Genomic DNA, 18,922 nt, shown 5'->3' with positions numbered 1-18,922 from the left:
TACGCCCGGGCCCACTCCCTGGAACAGGTCGGCCAGCGCCTGCGGGCGATCTATCAGAACTTGCTTCACTAGGGAAGAGGGAAGAAGGAAGAGGGAAGACCCTGCTCTGGCATGGCCTTCTTCCCTCTTCCCTCTTCCTTCTTCCCTTCTTTACCGCCGGGGCAGGGACAGGCCGTGGGCGGTCTTCTCCCAGGTGGTGTGGCCGGTGACGGCGCTGCGCACGAAGCGGTGTACAGCCAGGGGCACCACCAGGAGCCGGTGGAGGGAGAAGATCCCCGAACGGACCACCACCGGCATGAGCGCCCACACCCGCCCCTGCAGCTGCAGCCCCAGCGCCGTCAGTACGGCTACCGTCAACGCCGCCGAGGCCGCCGTGGTCAGGGGGCGGGGCAGCTGCAGGTACAGGACCACGGCGCCGGCGGCGTCCAGCGCGGCATACAGATAGGAGGTCAGCAGGCTCAGGGTCACCAGCAGCCCGCCGCTGAGGAAGACGACCATGTCCAGCTTCTTGAACAGCGACATCCGGCCGAAGAGGATGGCGGGCAGGTGCTCGCCCAGGCACCGCAGGGCTCCCTCAAACCACCGCACGCGCTGGCGCAGGAGATCCCGCAGGTGCGGAGGGGCCTCCTCCCACACCACGGCCTCCTCGCAGTAGCGGATCTCCCATCCGGCCAGGTGCAGCCGGATGGTCAGGTCGATGTCCTCGGTGAGCGCCTCCTCGCGCCATCCCCCCACCTCGTCCAGGACGTCGCGGCGCACCAGCAGGCCGTTGCCGGAGAAACTGACCATTCCCCCCAGCCAGCGGCGCGCCCGCTGCAGCGGGTGGTAGAACAGCCGGTACTCGTCGTCCTGGACGCGGGTCAGGAGGTTCTGCCCGGCGTTGTACAGCTGCCGCTGGGCCTGCACCCCGCCCACCCGCGGGTCGTCCAGCAGGGCGACCATCGTCCGCAGGAAGTCCGGGCGGACCCGCGCGTCGGCGTCGAAGACGGCCACCACCTCGCCGCGGGCGCGGGCGATGCCGAAGTTCAGGGCCGCCGCCTTGCCCACGCTCCCCGGCGGGGTGCGCACCACCCGCACCGGGAGCTCCGCGGCCAGCCGGTCCAGGAGGACGCCGGTGCGGTCGGTGGACTGGTCGTCCACCACGATGACCTCAAACCGCCGGCGCCCGCCCTCGGCATAGTCCAGGGCGCACAGGCTGCGCACGGTCCCCTCGATCACCGCCTCCTCGTTCTTGGCTGGCACCACGATGCTGACAAAGGGCAGGCGGTCAGGCGGTGCCGGACGGCGCGGCCGCGGGCTGAGGGCACCGACCAGGACCATGAGCGCCCCGAATCCCCCCACGGCCAGGACCAGCCCCTGCAGCCAGGTGACGTCCACGAAGACCACGCGCAGCCATGCCAGGTCGCGATAGCGCAGGCTGTGGGCCACCCCCGCCACCCACAGCACGGCGAGGGCCACCAGAACCAGGGATCCGGATCGGGAGCGCATGCGGCCTCGGTTATTGTCTTGGGCGCGAGGAGGCCAGTTCCTGCAACGACCGGGTGTAGGGCGGCGTGGCCACGCCGACGTCGGTGACGATGGCGCTGATCAGGTGGTGCGGCGTGATGTCAAAGGCGATGTTCATCGCGGGCATGCCGGGCGGAGCCACCGGCACGCCGGCGATGTGGGTGATCTCCTCGGGGCGGCGCTCTTCCACTGGAATGGCGTCACCCGTGGCGGTCCGGAAGTCGACGGTGGACAGGGGGGCGGCCACGATGAAAGGGATCTCGTGGGCCCGCGCCAGGACCGCCAGAGTGTAGGTGCCGATCTTGTTGGCGGTGTCGCCATTGCGGGCGATGCGGTCGGCGCCCACCACCACCCGGTCGATGCGTCCGGTGCGCATGAGCCACCCGGCGGCGTTGTCGGTGATGAGGGTGGCCGGGATGCCATCCCGCAGCACCTCCACCGCCGTCAGGCGCGCCCCCTGCAGGACCGGGCGGGTCTCGCACACGTAGACGTGAATGCCCTTCCCCTGCTCGTGGGCCGCCCGCAGGATCCCCAGGGCCGTCCCGTAGTCCACCGTGGCCAGGCTGCCGGTGTTGCAGTAGGTGAGGATGCGCTCGCCGGGGCGGATCAGGGCCGCCCCGTGGGCGGCCAGGGCGCGGTTGCTGGCCGCATCGGCCGCGGCCAGCGCCTGGGCCTCGGCCAGGAGCCGGTCGGCCAGGACGTCGGGGGGTGCGTCGGACAGGCCGTCGGCGACCGCCAGCACCCTCTCCACGGCCCAGCGCAGGTTCACCGCCGTGGGGCGGGTGGCCAGCAGATCCTGGGCGGCGCGACGCAGAGCCGACCGCTGGGCGGCGGCCCCGTCCGCCGCCGCCGACCGCGCCGCCAGCGCCAGACCGTACGCTGCGGCGGCGCCGATGGCCGGCGCCCCCCGGACCTTCAGCGAGCGGATGGCGTCGGCGACATCGGCGGCGGTCCGGCAGCGCAGATACCGCTCCTCGGCCGGCAAGGCGGTCTGGTCCAGTACGACCAGGGCGTCTCCGTCCCACCGCAGGCTGCGCAGCATCTTCCCCTCGCGGACCGGATCACTCCAGGGGGAACGCGGAGCGGACATCGTCCACCCCCGGGTCGGCGGTGATGACCACGTGGCTGGGCGCGAACAGGAAAATCTCCTCCGCCACCCGGTGCAGATGCCCGTCCAGGGCGTAGGTCACGCCGCTGGTGAAGTCCACAATCCGCCGGGCCAGGTCCCCGGAGGTTCCCCGGAGATTCACCACCACCGGACGGCGCATCTTGAGATAGTCGGCGGCCGCCCGGGCGTCGTCGAACGTCCGCGGGTGCAGGACCACGATTTCCTGCGGCGTCCGGGACGCCAGGTCCACCACCGTCCCGGGCCGCCGGCCGTCGCCGGCGTCCTCCCCCTCGCCGTCGGCAAACCCCAAAAACATCATCAGGCGCTGCAGTGCGCTCACGGGATCCTCCCGATCGTCTCCCCTCCCCGGCGTTGCGTCTCCTCTCCCGTCGCCCTGGCGTTGCCGGTCAGGGGGCCGGGCCGAAGAGGGCCCGGCCGATCCGGACCATGGTGGCGCCTTCTTCTACGGCCACGTCGAAGTCCTGGCTCATGCCCATGGACAGATGAGGCAGATCAGCCACGCCCCGCCGCGCCAGGTCGTCCCGCAGCTCCCGCAGCCGGGCGAAGACCGGCCGGACGGCCTCCGGGTCGTCGGCCACGGGCGCGATGGTCATCAGGCCCACGACCCGCAGCCCCGGCAGCCGGGACAGGGCCCGCACCAGCTCTGCGGCGTCCGCCGGCGCCACCCCGAACTTCTGCGGCTCGCCCGCCACGTTCACCTGGACCAGCACCTCCAGGGGGCGGCGTGTCCGGCGGCTCAGCTCCTCCCCCAGGGCCAGCCGGTCCACCGAGTGGATGAGCGCAAACAGCTGGGCGGCCTGCCGGGCCTTGTTGCGCTGCAGGTGGCCCACCAGGTGCCACCGCAGCCGGGCCGCCACCTCGCCCAGGGCCTGGATCTTGGCGGCGGCCTCCTGCACACGGTTCTCGCCGACGTCGGTGATCCCGCAGGCGGCGGCCTCGAGGATCCGCGCCGGATCCACCCCCTTGGTCACCGCCACCAGCGTGACATCCTCGGGCTGCCGCCCGCTCCGGAGGGCCGCGCGGGCGATCCGTTCCCGGACCCGGGCGATCCGGGCGGCGAGCTCGGACACCATCACCGTATTCTCCCCCCACCGGGGGTTCCCTCCGCCGCTGACCCCGGCGGCGGGCCAGAGGCGGGACCGCCCCTGCCGGAACCGCAGGGGATCTCGCGCCGGGTGCGGGGCGTCAGGGTGGCAGGGCGATGAGCGCCGCCTGGCGGCCGGTGGTCCCATCCCGCCGGTACGAGTAGAACAGGTCGGGGTGCTCGTAGGTGCACCACGCCAGGGTCTCCACCTGCGCGGGGGGGACGCCCGCGTCGACCAGCTGCCGGCGCACCGCCCCGTGCAGATCCATCCGCCAGTGGCCCGGCCGGCTCGGGGTCAGTACGTCTTCCCACCACGGCCACCGGCGCAGGCGGGCGACCACCGGCTCGTCCACCTCGTAGTGACAGGCCAAGATGGCCGGACCCAGCGCCGCCCGCAGGTCCTCCGGGCGGGAGCCGAACCGGTCGGCCAGCACCAGGACCGCCTGCACGGCCACCCCGGCGGCGATCCCCCGCCACCCGGCATGCACCGCCGCCACCACCCGCGCCCGGGGATCGGCCAGCAGCACCGGCACGCAGTCGGCCGCGTGCACGGCCAGGACCACCCCCGGCTCGGCGGTGGCGAGGCCGTCGGCCCCGGGGATGACCTGGCCGTCGTCGGCGCGTCCCACCACCGCCACCACGTCTCCGTGGACCTGGGCCGTCTCCACGTGGGCCCATCCCCCGGCGCCCAGGGCCTCCAGAACCCGCGCGCGGTTGGCCGCCACGGTCCGCGGGTCGTCGGAAGACCCCCGCCCCAGATTCAGCCAGGCCCAGGGGCCGGTGCTGGCGCCCCCGGTGCGGGTGGTGAAGGCGTGCACCACGCCCAGCGCCCGCAGGTGGTGAGACGTCAACAGCAGCGGCTCCACGGGCGGTGGCGCCGGGGCGGAGGGCTCAGACCACCCGCTCCCGGATGGCGGCGCTGAGGTAGTCCAGCACGGCCACCACCAGAGTGATGGCCCACACGGCGGTGGCGGCCTGGCGGTACTGCAGCAGGTTGATGTACTGCTGGAGGATGAACCCGATCCCTCCCCCGCCCACGAACCCGATGACGGTGGACATGCGCACGTTGGTGTCCCACCGGTAGATGGTGAAGGCGATGAACGGGGGCACGATCTGCGGAACCACCGCGTAGCGCACCACCTGCAGCGGGCTGGCCCCGGTGGCGGTGATGGCCTCGATGGGGCCGGGATCGATGGACTCGATCTGCTCCGAGTACAGCTTCCCCAGGGCGGCCACCGAGTGCAGGGCCAGGGCCAGCACGCCGGCGAACGGCCCCAGGCCCACCCACACGGTGAAGATGATGGCCAGGATGAGCGGCTCGATGGACCGCATGATGTTGAAGAAGGACCGGGTGAGGAAGTACACGGTGGTGCCCAGAGGGTTCTTGGCCATCAGGTTCTTGGCGCCCAGGAACGACAGGGGGACGGCGACCACCACCGCGATGGTGGTGCCCATCAGGGCCAGAAAGACCGTCTCCACGATCTTCTGCGCGACCAGCACCAGCGTTTTGCTGGGCCGCAGCGGGCCGCTCTCCCAGGTGACCCGGGCGGCCAGGCGCTGCTGGGCGCCCCGGGGGCCGGCCTCCGGGCCCCGGAAGGCCTCGGGGACGGTGATGGTGACCTCAAACGCCCCCTGGGCGTCGGTGCGGAAGGTTGCCACCGGCTGGGGGTTGCCGATGGGGTTGACCCAGAACAGCGTGCCCGCGCTGTGGGGCCGGAACCCGCGACCCCGCACGGTCAGGGACTCCCCCACGGCCGTGACGCGGGTGGGAACCAGCAGCTGCGGGCCCCCGGGGGGCGGGGCGACATCCTCGGGCGGCACCGACGGGTCGACGGACATGCCCAGCTGGACCTCCTGGGTCTGGACCGGGCGGGAGAGGACGTCGGGGCGGAACAGGTCCACCACGAAGGGGCGGACGAAGCGGGCCCCCGAGACCAGCTCGGGCAGGTCGATCTGGGTGACCCGCCACCCGTAGGAGTACACCACCACCAGGACCAGCAGCAGCCCCAGGAACTTGGCGCTCTGGAACCACGGCCGCGGCCGGGTCACCGGAGCCGGTGCCGGCACGACCTCCTGGCTCACGTGATCTCCACCTCCACGGCCTCCTCACCGTAAATCTCCCGAAAGCGCCGGGCGTCGATGTCCGTGGGCAGGCCGTCGAAGATGATGCGCCCGGCCTTCAGGGCCAGGATGCGGGTGCCGTACCGCCGGGCGAGGCTGAGGAAGTGGAGGGCGCACAGGACGGTGATCCCGTCCTTCTTGTTCAGCTCCTCCACGTACTTCAGGACCGAGTGGGAGGTGGCGGGGTCGAGGCTGGCCACGGGCTCGTCGGCCAGGATCAGGGTCGGTTCCTGCATCAGGGCCCGGGCGATGCCCACCCGCTGCTGCTGGCCTCCGCTGAGCTGGTCGGCGCGGCTGTACGCCTTGTCGGCGATGCCGACCCGCTGCAGGTTGTGCAGCGCCCGGGCGACCTCCTCCCGGGGGAAGTAATTCAGCAGCGCCCACCCCGGCGGCAGATACCCCAGCCGCCCCGTCAGCACGTTGGTGAGCACCGGCATGCGCCGCACGAGGTTGAACTGCTGGAAGATCATGCCGATGTGCCGGCGGACCCGCCGCAGCTCCGCCGGGGACAGGCTGGTGATGTCCACGCCGTCGATGTAAATCTTCCCGGCGGTGGGCTCGATCAGCCGGTTGATGCACCGCATCAGGGTGGACTTGCCCGATCCCGACAGCCCGATGATGACCACAAACTCCCCCGGCTCGACGCTGAAGGTGACGTCCCGCAGCGCCACCGTGCCGTCGGGATAGATCTTGGTCAGACCCTCTACCCGCAGAGACGATCCCTTCACGGCGGCCTCCCGACAGCCGGGGAGGAGGGCGGCCGCCCTCCTCCCCACCCGTCCCTCACGCCTCCGGGACGCCGCCCTAACAGCGCCCCGCCGTCCGCCCTCGGGACGTCCCGCCCACGGCTGCTAGCGGGCCAGCTTCTGCAGATCCAGGCCCAGATAGGTTGCCGCATCCCGGATGGGCTGGAAGTACCAGTCCCCGATGGGGATCACGACCCGCCCGCCCCGGCGCACGATCCGCTCGGCGATGCTCGGGGGGAAGCGGATGCCCAGCTGGCGGACCTGCTCGTCGGTGAGCTCCACCACGTCGGTCAGGCCTTCGATGCTGTACAGGTTCCGCAGCGCCTCCTTGCCCTCGGTGGTGGTGGCGATGCGGAGCAGGCGGTCCTTGATGCGCGCCCGCATCTCCGGGCTCAGCCGCACGCTCAGGCTCCAGGTGTCGTTGGGAATGGGGTTGGTGTAGGCGATGGGCTTCACCTTTTCCATCACGTCGGGGAACTGGGCCTGCACGGTGGTCCGGGCGTCCTCAAAGGTGGCTCCGCCGTCCACCTGCCCCCGGTAGATGGCCAGGATGACGTTGGGGTGGGAGCCGGCGAAGACGGTCTGGGAGAAGAAGGTGTCGGGGTCGTAGCCCATCTTCTTGAGCATGGCCGCCGGGAACAGGTATCCGGAGGTGGAGGCGGGATCCACGAAGGCGAACCGCTTGCCCCGCAGTTGCTCGATCCGGGTGATGCCGCTGTCGGCGCGGACGCTGATCTGCGCCCGGTAGTAGGGCAGCCCGAACCGGACCGAGATGGCCGCCACCTCCACGCCGCACTTCTGGTGCGCCAGGACGTAGCTGAACGGGTTGAGGGCCCCGATGTCCGCCCGCCCGGCGCACATGGCCTCCACGGCGGCCGTGTAGCTGGTGGAGACCACGGCCTCGACCGGAATCCCCAGCGACACGCTGAGCATCCGTCCCAGGATCTGACCGCTGGTGAGAATGACGTCGGTCTCCCGGGAGGGGACGAACACCATCACCAGTTTGCTCTGGCCGACGGCGGTCCCGGCCGGGAGGCCGACCAGCGTCACCGCCAGGGCCAGCGCCACACCCAGCAGGCCTACCCTGCGCTGCATCGTCACGCGTGTCCCTCCTCCTCTCTGATGCTCCTGCGCTGCAGTTCGGGACTGAAGGAAACCCCTCCTCCGCCGCCCGTCCGGGCCTCCGCCGCCAGCTCGCGCACCCGCGCCCGGATGCGGTCGAGCCCGCACACCACCTCGCCGTCCACCACCAGGATGGGGCTGCCGTAGAGGTGGTAAGCGGCGACGATCTCCTCCGCCGCCTCCGGGCTGAGGGAGCGCTGCTCGAAGGGAATCCCGCAGCGGCGCAGTTCGCCCAACACCGTCCGCGCGTGCCCGCAGTGGGGGACGCAGTAGACGATGACGGTGGGCATCCGCAGGCCCCCCTAGCCTCGCCGCTCCAGAGGCACCAGAGGCCGCGGCGGCGGGCCCGTATACCGGGCCCGGGGCCGGATGAGCCGGTCGTGGTACTGCTCCCGGGCGTGGGCGCACCACCCGCTGACCCGGGCGCAGGCGAAGATCGACGTGCACAGGTCGGCGGGGATGCCCAGGGCGTGGTACACCACCGCCGAGAAGAAGTCCACGTTGACCGGCAGGTCCGTCTCCCGGCGCATGGTCTCGTACACCCGGACCGCGGTCTCGTACACCCGCGCCGTACCGGCCTCCTCGCTGAGCTGGCGGGCCATCTCCCGCAGGACTCCGGCCCGCGGATCATCCACCCGGTAGACGGCGTGGCCGAACCCCGGAATCCGGTTTTCGGGGCGGGCGCGCTCCTCTTTGGACATGCGGGCGCGCTCGGCCAGCCGGCGCTGGATGTATCCCTCCGCGCGCTCAGGCTCCCCGATCTCCAGCAGCATGGCCAGCACATCCTCGTTGGCCCCACCGTGACGGGGACCTTTGAGGGTGCCGATGGCGGCCACCACGGCCGAATGCAGGTCGGTGTGGGTGGCGGCCGCCACCCGGACTGCGAACGTGCTGGCGTTGATCTCGTGCTCGGCGTGGAGCACAAAGATCATGTCCATGGTCCGCGCCGCCACCGGGCTGGGCGGGCGGCCGGTCAGCGCGTACAGAAAGTGGGCAGCCGTCCCTCCCTGCGGATGCGCCGGGACCACCGGGCGGCTGCGGCGCAGGTTATGCCAGGCCGCCACCATCGCCGGGATCTGGGCGGTCAGGCGCACCGCCTTGCGGCGGACCGCGGCGTCGTCGGTGGCCCGGCCGTCGGGATCGACCAGGCCCGCCACCGATACCGCCGTCCGCAGGACATCCAGGGGGTGGGCGGCGGGAGGACACGAGCGCAGGGAGGACAGGACGGGCTCGGGCAGCGCCCGGGCGTCGGCCAGGCTGGCGGTCAGCGCCGCCGCCTGCGCCCGGGTGGGCAGCTCGCCCTCCCACAGGAGGTGGACCACCTCTTCGTACGTGGTGTGCAGGGCCAGGTCGCGGATATCGTAGCCGCGGTACAAAAGGCGCCCCGCCTCCCCATCCACGGTCGAGATGGCGGAGGTGACCGCCACCACGTCCTTCAGTCCTGCCCGGAACTCCACCCCCATGGATCTGCCTCCGCGGACCGCCGGACCCATTCTAGCAGGTCGCGCGGGCGTCCGGCCGGCGTCACCCGTCCGCTGGCAGCTCGGCCGGACGACCCGGCCAGGACAGCGGCCCTCCCGCGGGCACCTCCACGACCACCGCGATGCCGTCGGGGTCCCGCACCCGCACGGCCAGGTGCTCCCCTCTGTCCCGAACGTCCTCCACCGCCACCCGGTGACGGCCCAGGCGGGCCCGCACCGCCGGCCACGCCGCGGCCGACGGCAGGCGGACCGAGAACTCGCGCAGGCCCGGGGCGTCCGCCTGAGGTGAGGGCAGGTCGGTGCCGGCCCAGATGTTCACCCCCACGTGGTGGTGGTAATCCCCCGCGGCGTAGAACCGCGCCCCGGGATAACTGCGCTGGGTGACCACGAACCCCAGGGCGTCGGCGTAGAACCCATCGGCCCGGTCCAGATCCGTGACGTGCAGGTGGACGTGGCCGATCCGCCCGCCCGCCGCCTCCCGGTCCGGCGCGGCCAGCCGGAGAAGGCCGTCCAGGTCCAGCGGCCGCGTCACCATGGCCAGGGCACCGCCGCGGCGCGGCCAGACGTCGGGGTCCCTGTCGGCATAGATCTCGACGCCGTTCCCCTCCGGGTCGGCCAGATAGATGGCCTCGCTGACGCCGTGGTCGGCGGCCCCCTGCAGGGGCCAGCCCGAGGCCAGCAGGCGCGCCAGAACCCCGGCCAGCACCTGGCGGGTGGGATACAGCACGGCCAGGTGGTACAGGCCGGCGGTCCGGCGGCGGGGCGCCGACGCCGGCGAGATGGCCAGGTGCAGCGGCGGGCGCCCGTCGGCGGAGAGCACCCAGGTGCCGGACGCCTCCGCGATCAGGCGAAAGCCCAGGCGTTCCCGGTAAAAGGCGGCCAGCCCCCGGGGGTCGGAGGCGCCGAGGTGGACGTAGCCCACCGTGGTGCCGTCGGGCAGGTACCGGTCAGGGTCGGGCAGAGTGGTCATCGCCGGGCCATCCGAACAGGCACACGGCCCTGCCGGCCCCCGGTCTTCCCGATCCTCCCCGGCCCCCCGGTCAGCACCGGGAGTAGCCGCACGACGGACAGTGGGCGCACCCGTTCTCGTGCACCAGCTGGCTGCCGCAGTCGGGGCAGATGCCGATGAACTCCAGGTGGACGGCCCGCTCGCCGTTCCCTTCGGCGGCTTCCGCCGCCGGGACCGGGGATCCCGCGGCGAACCGCAGCGGCTGCTGGCGGGCGCGGACCCGCGGCTCGGGCAGCACGTCGGCCCGCGGGAACTCCTTGTCGGGGCGGAAGTCGTCTCCGTACAGCGCCCGGCCCAGGGCCAGGGCCACGGCCTGGGCGATGGTGGACACCCGCACCACCGTCCCGCTGGCCGAGCGGTCGAACGCCACCTCCTTGCTCTGGACCCGCCACAGCTGCTCGATGACCTGCCGGGGGTCGAGGCCGCCGCGCAGGGCCAGCGACGCTAGCCGCCCGATGGCCTCCGCCTCCGCGTCCAGGGAGTGGACGAAGACCTCGCAGACCCCCCACTCGTCCTCGTTGACGACCACGTACACCCGCCCGCGGGGAGTCTCCACCCGCTCGGTGCGGCCGGCGGTGACCTTGGGCCGGGGGCGGGGGGCGGCGCGGGCGGGTCCCGCCGGAGCCGCGGCGGTCGGGGCCGCCTGCTCGGCCGCCTGCTCCTCGGTCAGCAGGATGCCCTCCCGGCTGCCCTCCCGGTACACGGTGATCCCCTTGCACCCCAGCTTCCAGGCCAGGAAGTAGATCCGCTCCACCTCTTCCGGCGGCGTGTCCCGCGGCAGGTTGACGGTGCTGCTGATGGAGTGGTCGATGTGCTTCTGGATCGCCGCCTGCATCCGGACCCGCATCTCGGGCTTGATCTGGTGGGCGGTGACGAAGTACGGAGGGAGGTCGGCCTCCCGCTCGATCCCGAAGCGGGCCATGTACTCGCGCACCAGCGGGTGGTAGACGGTGAACGTCTCCTGGGACAGGGACTCGGACCGCCGGATGTAGGACAGGGCGAACACAGGCTCGATGCCGCTGGTGACGCCCGCCAGGGCGGCCCCGCTGCCCACCGGGGGCACCGTGAGCAGGGCCACGTTGCGCAGGCCGTGGCGGCGGATGCGCTCCAAGACAGCCGGCTGCAGGGTGGCCAGGAACGGGCCGCGGAGGTGGCGCTCGGGGTCGTAGGCGGGAAAGACGCCCTTCTCGGCGGCCAGGGAGGCGCTGGCGTCATAGACCACGTTCTTGATGCGGTCGAACAGCCGGTCCACGAACGCGATGGCCTCCTCGGAGTCGTAGCGCAGGCCCAGCTGGATCAGCATGTCGCCCAGCCCCGTGAACCCCACGCCGATGCGGCGGGACCGCAGGCTGGCCTCGCGCTGCTGGGGCAGGGGGTGCTTGTCGGCGTTGTAGTCCAGCACGTTGTCCAGAAACCGGGTGGCGTAGCGCAGCGCCGGCTCCAGCTGGTCCCAGTCCACCCGGGCCTGGGATGTGAACGGGTCCGCGACAAAGCGCGCCAGGTTCACGTTGCCCAGGCAGCAGTTGCCATACGGCTCCAGGGGGATCTCGGAGCAGGGATTGGTGGTGATGACCTCCATGCCGTCGTACTCGGAGGTGGACCAGCGGACCACCTGGTCCCAGAAGATGACCCCCGGCTCGGCGTAGTCCCGGGCGCCCCGGATCAGTTCGGCCCACAGTTCCCGCGCCCGCACCGTCCGCCGTACCGAGGCCTTCTCGTTGTGGAACACCAGGTCCCAGGTGCCGTCGGCCTCCACGGCCCGCATGAAGGCATCGCTCACCCGCACGCTGATGTTGGCATAGCGAACCCGGGTGAGGTTGCGCTTGACCCGCACGAAGTCCAGCACGTCGGGGTGCGAGTCGGCGATGGTGATCATCAGCGCTCCCCGCCGGCCGCTCTGGCCGATGGTGCCGGTGGTCAGGGACATGAGCTCCATGAAGGAGACCGCGCCGGTGCTGGAGCGGGCCGCGTTGTTCACCGGGGCCCCCCGGGGGCGGAGGATGCTGATGTCCGTCCCCACGCCGCCGCCCAGGGAGTAGGTACGGGCCGCCTCCTTCATCCAGTCGAAGATCGCCTCAATGGAGTCGTCCCGGATGGGGATGACGTAACAGTTCAGCAGGGTGACCCGCTTGGGGTTGCCGGCCCCGTGCATGATGCGCCCGCCCGGGATGAACCGGAAGTCCTCCAGCAGCCAGTAGAACTTCTCCTCCCACTCCCGCCGGGCCTGGGGGGTGGCCTCCACCGACGCCAGCTCCCGGGCGATCCGCCGCCACATCTGCGGGGGGAGGGTTTCCAGGGGCCGTCCGCCGGGATCCCGGAGGGCGTACTTGTCGAAGAACACCCGGGCCCGCAGCTCGTCGCCACCGAAATACTCCAGGGTCTCGCGCGGCAGGTCGGTCGCCGGAGAGGACGTCGTCACGGGAACATCGGCATCCACGGGGCTCACCCCTTCCCGAACGGCGGGCCCGCGCATCCGGCCGGCCGGGCGCGGGTCCCTGCGGTTACGAGGGTGTCTTGGTCGGACCGCCTTCGACGGACAGCAAGGGGACCTGGGCGCGCAGGGCCTCTTCCCGCCTCTTGCGCTCCTTGAGGGTCTCGGCTTCCTCCACGAGCATGTCCAGGTCCCGGAACCGCCGGTGCTCGGAGGCAAACCGCACGTAGGCCACATCATCCAGCCGTCGCAACCGCTCCATCACCAGCGCGCCGATCTGCAGCGAGCTGACCTCCCGGTCGCCGCGCCCGGTCACCTCCCGCTCCACCTCGTCCACGATCTTCTCCAGGTCGTCCATGCTGACGGGGCGTTTGCCGCAGGCCAGCATCAGCCCCCGCAGGACCTTGGAGCGGTCGAAGGGCTCCCGGCGCCCGTCCCGCTTGACCACCATCACGGGCACATGGTCCATCCTCTCGTAGGTGGTGAAGCGGCGGCTGCAGCGGGGGCACTCCCTGCGCCTGCGGATGGCCGCACCCTCATCCACCGGCCGGGAGTCGAGGACCCTGGTGTCATCGTGAGAGCAGTACGGGCAGCGCATGATGCGGGGCCCCACAACATCCTGGGGCACCCCCGATTCTAGGACCCCACATGTTGTGTGTCAACGTCCCAATTCCGCCGAAATCCCGGGGCCGCCCTGCCGCCCGGCACGGCCATGGCGGGGCGCACGGGTCGGGAGAGCCCCGCAGAAGCTTCCCGGGCGGGCTCAGGCTCGAAAAAGCGCTTCCTCGCGGCCCAACAGGCGGGCGGAGGCGGCCAGGCCGACCAGGGCACCGGCCGCGGGAGACAGGACGGCCAGGGCCAGCCAGGCAGGCGGCAGCGTGCCCAGGAGCAGCCCTCGGGAGGCGAACACGGTTCCCAGGCCAGGCACCAGGTAGGCCCAGGCGGCCTTCTCCCACCCGTCCAGGACAGGCGCGGCCAGGGCGGGCAGGCTCACCAGCAGGTAGACCGGCGTGAAATACTGCTGGGCCTGGCGCACGCTGCGGGCCAGCAGGCTGAGGGCGAGCTGGACGGCGGACAGGAAAGCCACCACCGTCACGGCCAGGAGGACCAGGGCCGCCGCGGCGGCCGGAGGGACGGCAAGGGACACGGGGGGCAGCCCCAGCGGCAGGCGGGCTCCCGCCCACAGGCCGGCCACAGTGCTGGCCACCACCATGGCGACGGCGGCCAGTGCCGTGGTCCAGACCGCCAGAAACTTTCCCGCCGCGATCGCCGCCCGGGGCGCGGGGGTGGCCAGAAGCAGCTCCAGGGTCTGGCGCTCGGCCTCTCCGGCGCCGGTGTCCAGGGCGGCGTGCTGGCCGCCCAGCACGGCCCACAGGACCACGACGAAGGGCAGCACGCCGGCCAGGAGCAGCTGGCCCGACCGGGCGCGTCCGGCCACATCGCGCTCGCTGACGGCCAGCGCCACCAGGGCCGCCTCCGCCAGCCCTGCCTCCGCCAGTCGCCGCCGGACGTGAGCCTGAGTGGCGGCCGCCAGCGCCTGCTGCACCCGCGCCCGCGCCACCACCGAGCCCGGGCGCGTGCGGTCGTACAGCACGACGACGCGGCGGATCCCGCCCCCGACCGGCTCGGCCCGGAGGACGGCGTCCACCGTGCCCGCCTCCAGGGCGGCTTCGGGGTCGGGGACCCGGACAGACCGGATTCCTCCGGCGGCCTCCAGCAGGTCTGCGGTCTCTCCCTCCACCGCCACCACCACCGCCGCGGACTCGCGGGCGCGGCGCTGGCGCTCGGCCAGGGCGGGAAGAGCCACGGTGAGGGTGGGCATCAGGATCGCCGGCAGCAGCAGGGCCACCAGGACCGTCCGGTGATCCCGCAGGGCCTCCACCGTCTCCTTGCGGAAGACGGCGGCCGCCACGGACCAGCTCACCGCCACCACCGCCCGAGGGGGGAGGCCTCGGAGGGCACGACGCTCACCGCGAAGATCGCCAGCAGCGCCAGCCCCATCACCCACCGGCTGGGGCGAGCCGGGGAGACGTCGTCCAGCGGGCCGGGGTGCCCCCGGGGGATCATCAGGAAGATCAGGACGGCCATCACCCAGTATCCCAGAAGAACCGCCACCCCCACCGCCGCCCACGACAGGACCTGGTGGCCTCGGCGGCCCAGCAGGGCCCGGACCGCGTGGCCCCCGTCCAGCATGCCCGCCGGCAGCAGGTTCAGGCTGGTGACGAGCAGGCCGATCCATCCCGCGAACAGGATGGGATGGCCCAGGACCACCGCGTCGGACGGCGGGTGCAGCAGCCACCGGATCAGCCACTGCAGCAGCAGGGGATCGGGCAGGGTGATCCCGCTGAAGTCCGTGGGCCGGATCACGAACGAATGGGTGATGCCGATGATCAGCACCGGCACGGCGACCGCAAACCCGGCGATGGGTCCCGCGGCCCCTACGTCGATGAGAGCGTCGCGGTTGGGAGCCGGGGTGCGGGTGATGATGACCGCCCCCATGGTGCCCAGGGGAGGGAACATGGGAATGAAGTAGGGCAGGCTGCTGTCCACCCCCCGCAGGACGGACGCCACTTTGTGGCCCATCTCGTGGGTCACCAGGATCGCCATCAGCGCCGCCGCGAAGCTGGCGCCCCCGGAGGCCGCCGAGGACAGATAGCCCGCCTCCACCAGCGGCCGGGCCATCAGGTAGCCGGCCAGAAAGGTGGTGAGGATGGTGGCGGCAAACAGCGCCGCGTTGGGAGCCCACCGCCACGGCGTCCGCGGCGGGCGGGGCAGCAGGACCAGCAGCACGCGGCCGTCGCGCTCCCGCAGCATGGGCAGCAGCCCCAGGGGCTCCAGGCGCCGCCGCAGGGCCAGGAAGCGCTCTCGGCCGTCGGGGGGCACGAGGACGACAAAAGCCACCCTCCCCCCGTCCTCCACCACGCCAGCGACGGGAAAGTGGCTGGAGACGAGACCGGACAGCCGCTCCGGCTCGGTGAACAGATCCCTCACGACATCCCTAGGGTACGGCCCCCGGGCGGGGAACGGAAGAGGGGATCCCGCCTCCGGCGCGGCCCCGCCGGCAGGTGCGCCCCGGCGCCGTCAGCGCCGCCGCAGGAAGGCGGGGATATCCAGGTCGTTGATCAGCGCCCGCACCCCGTCGTCGGTGACCTCGGGCTCCTCGGCCACGGTCTGGGCGGGCTTGCGCTCGGCGTCGAACCCCGTGGCGATGACGGTGATGCGCACCTCGCCGTTGACCTTGTCGTCGATGACCGCCCCGAAGATGATGTTGGCGTCGGGGTCGGCGGCGTCCTTGATGATCTGCGCGGCCTCGCTGACCTCCAGCAGCCCCAGGTCCAGCCCGCCGGTCACGTTGATCAGCACGCCCCGGGCGCCCTGCATGGAGGTCTCCAGCAGGGGGCTGCTGATGGCCGCCTGGGCGGCCCGCAGGGCGCGGTCCTCGCCGCTGGCCACTCCGATGCCGATCAGGGCCGACCCCGCCTCGTGCATGATGGTCCGCACGTCGGCAAAGTCCAGGTTGATCAGGCCCGGCACCGTGATCAGATCGGCGATCCCCTGCACCCCCTGCCGCAGGACATCGTCGGCCACCCGGAATGCCTCCACCACGGTGGCGGTGCGGTCGATGATCTGCAGCAGCCGGTCGTTGGGGATGGTGATCAGCGTGTTGACCTTCTGCTTGAGCGCCCGGACGCCTTCCTCGGCCGCCTGCGCCCGCCGCCGGCCCTCGAAGCCGAAGGGCTTGGTGACCACCCCGATGGTCAGCGCCCCCAGTTCCCGGGCCACCTCCGCCACCACCGGGGAGCCCCCGGTGCCGGTGCCGCCGCCCATGCCGGCGGTGATGAACACCATGTCGGCCCCCTCCAGGGCCTCGTAGAGGTCCTCCTTGCTCTCCTCGGCCGCCTGGCGGCCCACCTCGGGGTCTCCCCCCGCCCCCAGCCCCTTGGTGAGCTTGCTGCCGATGTGGATCTTCTTGTCGGCGCTGCTCAGGGCGAGGGCCTGGGCGTCGGTGTTGATGGCGATGAACTCCACGCCCCGCAGGCCGGCGCTGATCATCCGGTTGACCGCGTTGCTGCCGCCGCCCCCGACGCCGACCACCTTGATGGCCGCGTACCGGCGCAGGTCTCGATCCAGATGTCCCATGCTCGGTTCCCCCTCGACAGCCGGCTCCGGGCCGGCCCGCCTATCCTCCGTGCACCACCTCGCGCCACCAGGACCGCACCCGGCTCCACAGGCCGGTGCCGTTGCCGCCCCGGGAGGGGCGAGACCCGCCGTGGCGCACCCCGTACAGCACCAGCCCGACCCCGGTGGCGTAGATGGGACTGGCCACCGCGTCGGTCAGCCCCCCCACCTGGTCCGGCACCCCCACCCGGGCGGGCAGTTCCAGGTGCTCGCTCACGTAGCGGGTGATCCCCCGCAGCAGCGCCGTGCCCCCGGTCAGGACGATCCCCGCCGGCACCAGGTGGGCGTAGCCGCTGCGGCGGATCTGGAGGCGCAGCAGGCCGCAGATCTCCTGCAACCGCGGCTCGATGATCTCGCACAGCACCCGCCGGGGCAGCACCCGCGGCTCCCGGTCGCCCACGTTGAACACCTCGATCAGTTCCCCTTCCCGGGCGTCGGCGGCGGACGCCGCCCCGTGGCGGATCTTCAGTTTCTCGGCTTCGGCCACCGGCGTGCGCAGCCCGACGGCCACGTCGCTGGTGATGTGGTGCCCTCCCACCGGGAGGATGGCCGTATGGCACAGGCCGCCGCCGACGAACACGCCGATGCTGGTGGTGCCGCCGCCGATATCGGCCAGGACCACGCCCAGCTCCCGCTCGGCGGGGGTCAGCACGGCCTCCGCCGAGGCCAGGGGCTCCAGGACGATCTCCTCCAGCTCCAGCCCGGCCCGCTGGACGCACTTGAGGAGGTTCGCCAGGACCGTGGAGGTGCCGGTGACAATGTGCGCTTCGACCTCCAGGCGCGATCCGTACATGCCCACCGGGTTGCGAACCCCGTCGTGGCCATCCACCACGAAGCCCCGGGGCAGCATGTGCACGATCTCCCTGTCCGAGGCCGGGAGGGCGGCCATGCGCGCCGCCTCGATCACCCGCTCCACGTCGGCCGAGGAGATCTCGTGGTCGCCGCGGCTCACGGCGACCACGCCGCGGGAGTTGGTGGAAGTGATGTGCTCGCCGGAGACGCCCACGTACAGGGAGGAGATGGTGATCCCGGCCATGCGCTCGGCGCGCTCCACCGCCTCCTCGATGGCCCGGGTGGTGGCGTCCAGGTCGATGACCACCCCCTTGCGGATGCCCGACGACGGGGTGCTGCCCACTCCGGCGATGTGTACCTCGCCGTCGTCGTCCACCTCGCCCACCACCGCGCACACTTTGGTGGTGCCGATGTCCAGACCGACCACGTGCTGCTTGCGCGACATCGTCGCACCCCGGACGGCGCCTAGGCCTCCCCGCTGGGTGTCCGCGGGCCGGCGGCCATCGCTAGATCTGGTGGTCCTCGCCGCATGCTTTCCCTACATCTTGTGTGGGCATTCCACGTTCACGGCGGGACTCCTCCCGCACGCAGGTAGACGCTGCCGGCAAACCGCAGGTCCACCACCGTCCCGGACCTTCCCCTCCGGCGGGCGGCCTCCAGCGCTGCCGGGAGGATGGCCGCCCGCTGGTCCGCGGCGGCGCCGGGACCCAGCAGCACGGTGAGGCCGTCGGCGGTGATCACCACCACGTCCCCGCTGGCGGTGAGCCGCACCCGCACCCCGCGCTCCGTCTCGGATGCGGGCAGGAGGCCGACGACCCGCACCGCCGCCGCCACGCCCGGCAGCGGAATCCGGTCCCCGCCTCGCGCCCATGGCGGAGGTGCCCCGTCCACGGTCACCACCGGCAGCACGCCGGGATCGGACGCGTGCTCCACGACCACGGCCTCCTGGTCCACCAGCAGGTATCCCTCCCGGTAGGGGACGGCGGCCCGGGGAGTGCGCTCCACCACCCGCAGGACCACGCGCCCGGTGGGCGCCACCTCCACCGACGCCCGGGCGATCCGCGGCAGCAGCCGCAGGCGGGCAGTAACCCGTACCGGATCGACCTCGGCCAGCCGCTGACCCACGCGCACGCCCGCCGCCGCCTCCACCGTCGCCGGAGACAGGACTCGGGTGCCTTCCACCTGGATCCGGGTGACCACCAGCAGGGAAGACGTGCCAACCGACGCGAAGGCGGCAAACGCGGCCAGGGCCGCGCCAAATCGCATCAACAGGTCCAGGGATCCCAGAGCCGGGGGATCGGCCCCGGGCGCGACGGGCAAGG

General features: G+C 72.3%; 18 protein-coding genes. All 18 read right to left on the bottom strand.

Annotation, left to right across the window (positions count from 1 at the left end):
- Nucleotides 1-150: 150 nt before the first annotated feature.
- Complete coding sequence (locus RB150_04570; protein ID MDQ7819809.1) at nucleotides 151-1,488, bottom strand: glycosyltransferase family 2 protein; 1,338 nt, start codon at nucleotides 1,486-1,488, stop codon at nucleotides 151-153.
- A gap of 10 nt (nucleotides 1,489-1,498) precedes the next feature.
- A complete protein-coding gene (gene mtnA / locus RB150_04565; protein MDQ7819808.1) occupies nucleotides 1,499-2,548 on the bottom strand; it encodes an S-methyl-5-thioribose-1-phosphate isomerase in 1,050 nt (349 codons plus the stop codon).
- 19 nt (nucleotides 2,549-2,567) lie between these two features.
- Nucleotides 2,568-2,954, bottom strand: a complete 387-nt coding sequence (locus RB150_04560; GenBank protein ID MDQ7819807.1) for a cell division protein SepF — start codon at nucleotides 2,952-2,954, stop codon at nucleotides 2,568-2,570.
- A 67-nt stretch (nucleotides 2,955-3,021) separates the two neighbouring features.
- The gene (locus RB150_04555) at nucleotides 3,022-3,708 is read right to left on the bottom strand and encodes a YggS family pyridoxal phosphate-dependent enzyme (protein MDQ7819806.1); all 687 of its coding nucleotides are present in this window, start codon (nucleotides 3,706-3,708) and stop codon (nucleotides 3,022-3,024) included.
- Nucleotides 3,709-3,820: 112 nt separating this feature from the next.
- Nucleotides 3,821-4,585, bottom strand: coding sequence for a peptidoglycan editing factor PgeF (gene pgeF, locus RB150_04550; protein MDQ7819805.1), 765 nt, complete (start codon nucleotides 4,583-4,585; stop codon nucleotides 3,821-3,823).
- 25 nt (nucleotides 4,586-4,610) lie between these two features.
- Nucleotides 4,611-5,801: a phosphonate ABC transporter, permease protein PhnE gene (gene phnE, locus RB150_04545; protein ID MDQ7819804.1), complete on the bottom strand. Its 1,191-nt coding sequence runs from the start codon at nucleotides 5,799-5,801 to the stop codon at nucleotides 4,611-4,613.
- Nucleotides 5,798-6,568, bottom strand: a complete 771-nt coding sequence (gene phnC / locus RB150_04540) for a phosphonate ABC transporter ATP-binding protein (GenBank protein MDQ7819803.1) — start codon at nucleotides 6,566-6,568, stop codon at nucleotides 5,798-5,800. Before phnC ends, phnE begins: the two co-directional genes overlap by 4 nt.
- Before the next feature lie 123 nt (nucleotides 6,569-6,691).
- The gene (locus tag RB150_04535) at nucleotides 6,692-7,681 is read right to left on the bottom strand and encodes a phosphate/phosphite/phosphonate ABC transporter substrate-binding protein (protein MDQ7819802.1); all 990 of its coding nucleotides are present in this window, start codon (nucleotides 7,679-7,681) and stop codon (nucleotides 6,692-6,694) included.
- 2 nt (nucleotides 7,682-7,683) lie between these two features.
- Nucleotides 7,684-7,998: a hypothetical protein gene (locus RB150_04530; protein MDQ7819801.1), complete on the bottom strand. Its 315-nt coding sequence runs from the start codon at nucleotides 7,996-7,998 to the stop codon at nucleotides 7,684-7,686.
- 12 nt (nucleotides 7,999-8,010) lie between these two features.
- Nucleotides 8,011-9,171, bottom strand: a complete 1,161-nt coding sequence (locus tag RB150_04525; GenBank protein ID MDQ7819800.1) for a citrate/2-methylcitrate synthase — start codon at nucleotides 9,169-9,171, stop codon at nucleotides 8,011-8,013.
- Nucleotides 9,172-9,232: 61 nt separating this feature from the next.
- On the bottom strand, nucleotides 9,233-10,159 hold the full coding sequence (locus RB150_04520) for a VOC family protein (GenBank protein MDQ7819799.1): 927 nt from the start codon (nucleotides 10,157-10,159) through the stop codon (nucleotides 9,233-9,235).
- A 70-nt stretch (nucleotides 10,160-10,229) separates the two neighbouring features.
- Nucleotides 10,230-12,617, bottom strand: coding sequence for an adenosylcobalamin-dependent ribonucleoside-diphosphate reductase (locus RB150_04515; protein ID MDQ7819798.1), 2,388 nt, complete (start codon nucleotides 12,615-12,617; stop codon nucleotides 10,230-10,232).
- Nucleotides 12,618-12,699: 82 nt separating this feature from the next.
- Entirely contained in the window at nucleotides 12,700-13,227 is a 528-nt protein-coding gene (gene nrdR / locus RB150_04510) for a transcriptional regulator NrdR (GenBank protein ID MDQ7819797.1), read from the bottom strand.
- 165 nt (nucleotides 13,228-13,392) lie between these two features.
- A complete protein-coding gene (locus RB150_04505; protein ID MDQ7819796.1) occupies nucleotides 13,393-14,553 on the bottom strand; it encodes an ABC transporter permease subunit in 1,161 nt (386 codons plus the stop codon).
- Complete coding sequence (locus tag RB150_04500; GenBank protein ID MDQ7819795.1) at nucleotides 14,550-15,620, bottom strand: site-2 protease family protein; 1,071 nt, start codon at nucleotides 15,618-15,620, stop codon at nucleotides 14,550-14,552. Before RB150_04500 ends, RB150_04505 begins: the two co-directional genes overlap by 4 nt.
- Before the next feature lie 90 nt (nucleotides 15,621-15,710).
- Nucleotides 15,711-16,769, bottom strand: coding sequence for a cell division protein FtsZ (ftsZ, locus tag RB150_04495; protein MDQ7819794.1), 1,059 nt, complete (start codon nucleotides 16,767-16,769; stop codon nucleotides 15,711-15,713).
- A 40-nt stretch (nucleotides 16,770-16,809) separates the two neighbouring features.
- A complete protein-coding gene (gene ftsA, locus RB150_04490; GenBank protein MDQ7819793.1) occupies nucleotides 16,810-18,045 on the bottom strand; it encodes a cell division protein FtsA in 1,236 nt (411 codons plus the stop codon).
- A 119-nt stretch (nucleotides 18,046-18,164) separates the two neighbouring features.
- Nucleotides 18,165-18,866 carry an FtsQ-type POTRA domain-containing protein gene (locus RB150_04485; protein ID MDQ7819792.1) on the bottom strand — a complete coding sequence of 234 codons (702 nt, stop codon included), beginning with the start codon at nucleotides 18,864-18,866 and terminating at the stop codon, nucleotides 18,165-18,167.
- Between the last annotated feature and the right edge of the window lie 56 nt (nucleotides 18,867-18,922).

Source organism: Armatimonadota bacterium, from assembly GCA_031081675.1.
In the GTDB taxonomy this organism is placed as follows: domain Bacteria; phylum Sysuimicrobiota; class Sysuimicrobiia; order Sysuimicrobiales; family Kaftiobacteriaceae; genus Calidihabitans; species Calidihabitans tengchongensis.
Note: the sequence above shows the minus strand (reverse complement) of the source record. Positions and strands in the feature narration are given on the sequence as shown.

What these genes read in the sequence shown, in the direction of transcription:
- RB150_04570 (MDQ7819809.1), bottom strand. Translation starts at nt 1,488, where the DNA reads ATGCGCTCCCGATCCGGATCCCTGGTTCTGGTGGCCCTCGCCGTGCTG.
- mtnA (MDQ7819808.1), bottom strand. Translation starts at nt 2,548, where the DNA reads ATGCTGCGCAGCCTGCGGTGGGACGGAGACGCCCTGGTCGTACTGGAC.
- RB150_04555 (MDQ7819806.1), bottom strand. Translation starts at nt 3,708, where the DNA reads ATGGTGTCCGAGCTCGCCGCCCGGATCGCCCGGGTCCGGGAACGGATC.
- RB150_04535 (MDQ7819802.1), bottom strand. Translation starts at nt 7,681, where the DNA reads ATGCAGCGCAGGGTAGGCCTGCTGGGTGTGGCGCTGGCCCTGGCGGTG.
- RB150_04530 (MDQ7819801.1), bottom strand. Translation starts at nt 7,998, where the DNA reads ATGCCCACCGTCATCGTCTACTGCGTCCCCCACTGCGGGCACGCGCGG.
- RB150_04525 (MDQ7819800.1), bottom strand. Translation starts at nt 9,171, where the DNA reads ATGGGGGTGGAGTTCCGGGCAGGACTGAAGGACGTGGTGGCGGTCACC.
- RB150_04520 (MDQ7819799.1), bottom strand. Translation starts at nt 10,159, where the DNA reads ATGACCACTCTGCCCGACCCTGACCGGTACCTGCCCGACGGCACCACG.
- nrdR (MDQ7819797.1), bottom strand. Translation starts at nt 13,227, where the DNA reads ATGCGCTGCCCGTACTGCTCTCACGATGACACCAGGGTCCTCGACTCC.
- ftsZ (MDQ7819794.1), bottom strand. Translation starts at nt 16,769, where the DNA reads ATGGGACATCTGGATCGAGACCTGCGCCGGTACGCGGCCATCAAGGTG.
- ftsA (MDQ7819793.1), bottom strand. Translation starts at nt 18,045, where the DNA reads ATGTCGCGCAAGCAGCACGTGGTCGGTCTGGACATCGGCACCACCAAA.
- RB150_04485 (MDQ7819792.1), bottom strand. Translation starts at nt 18,866, where the DNA reads ATGCGATTTGGCGCGGCCCTGGCCGCGTTTGCCGCCTTCGCGTCGGTT.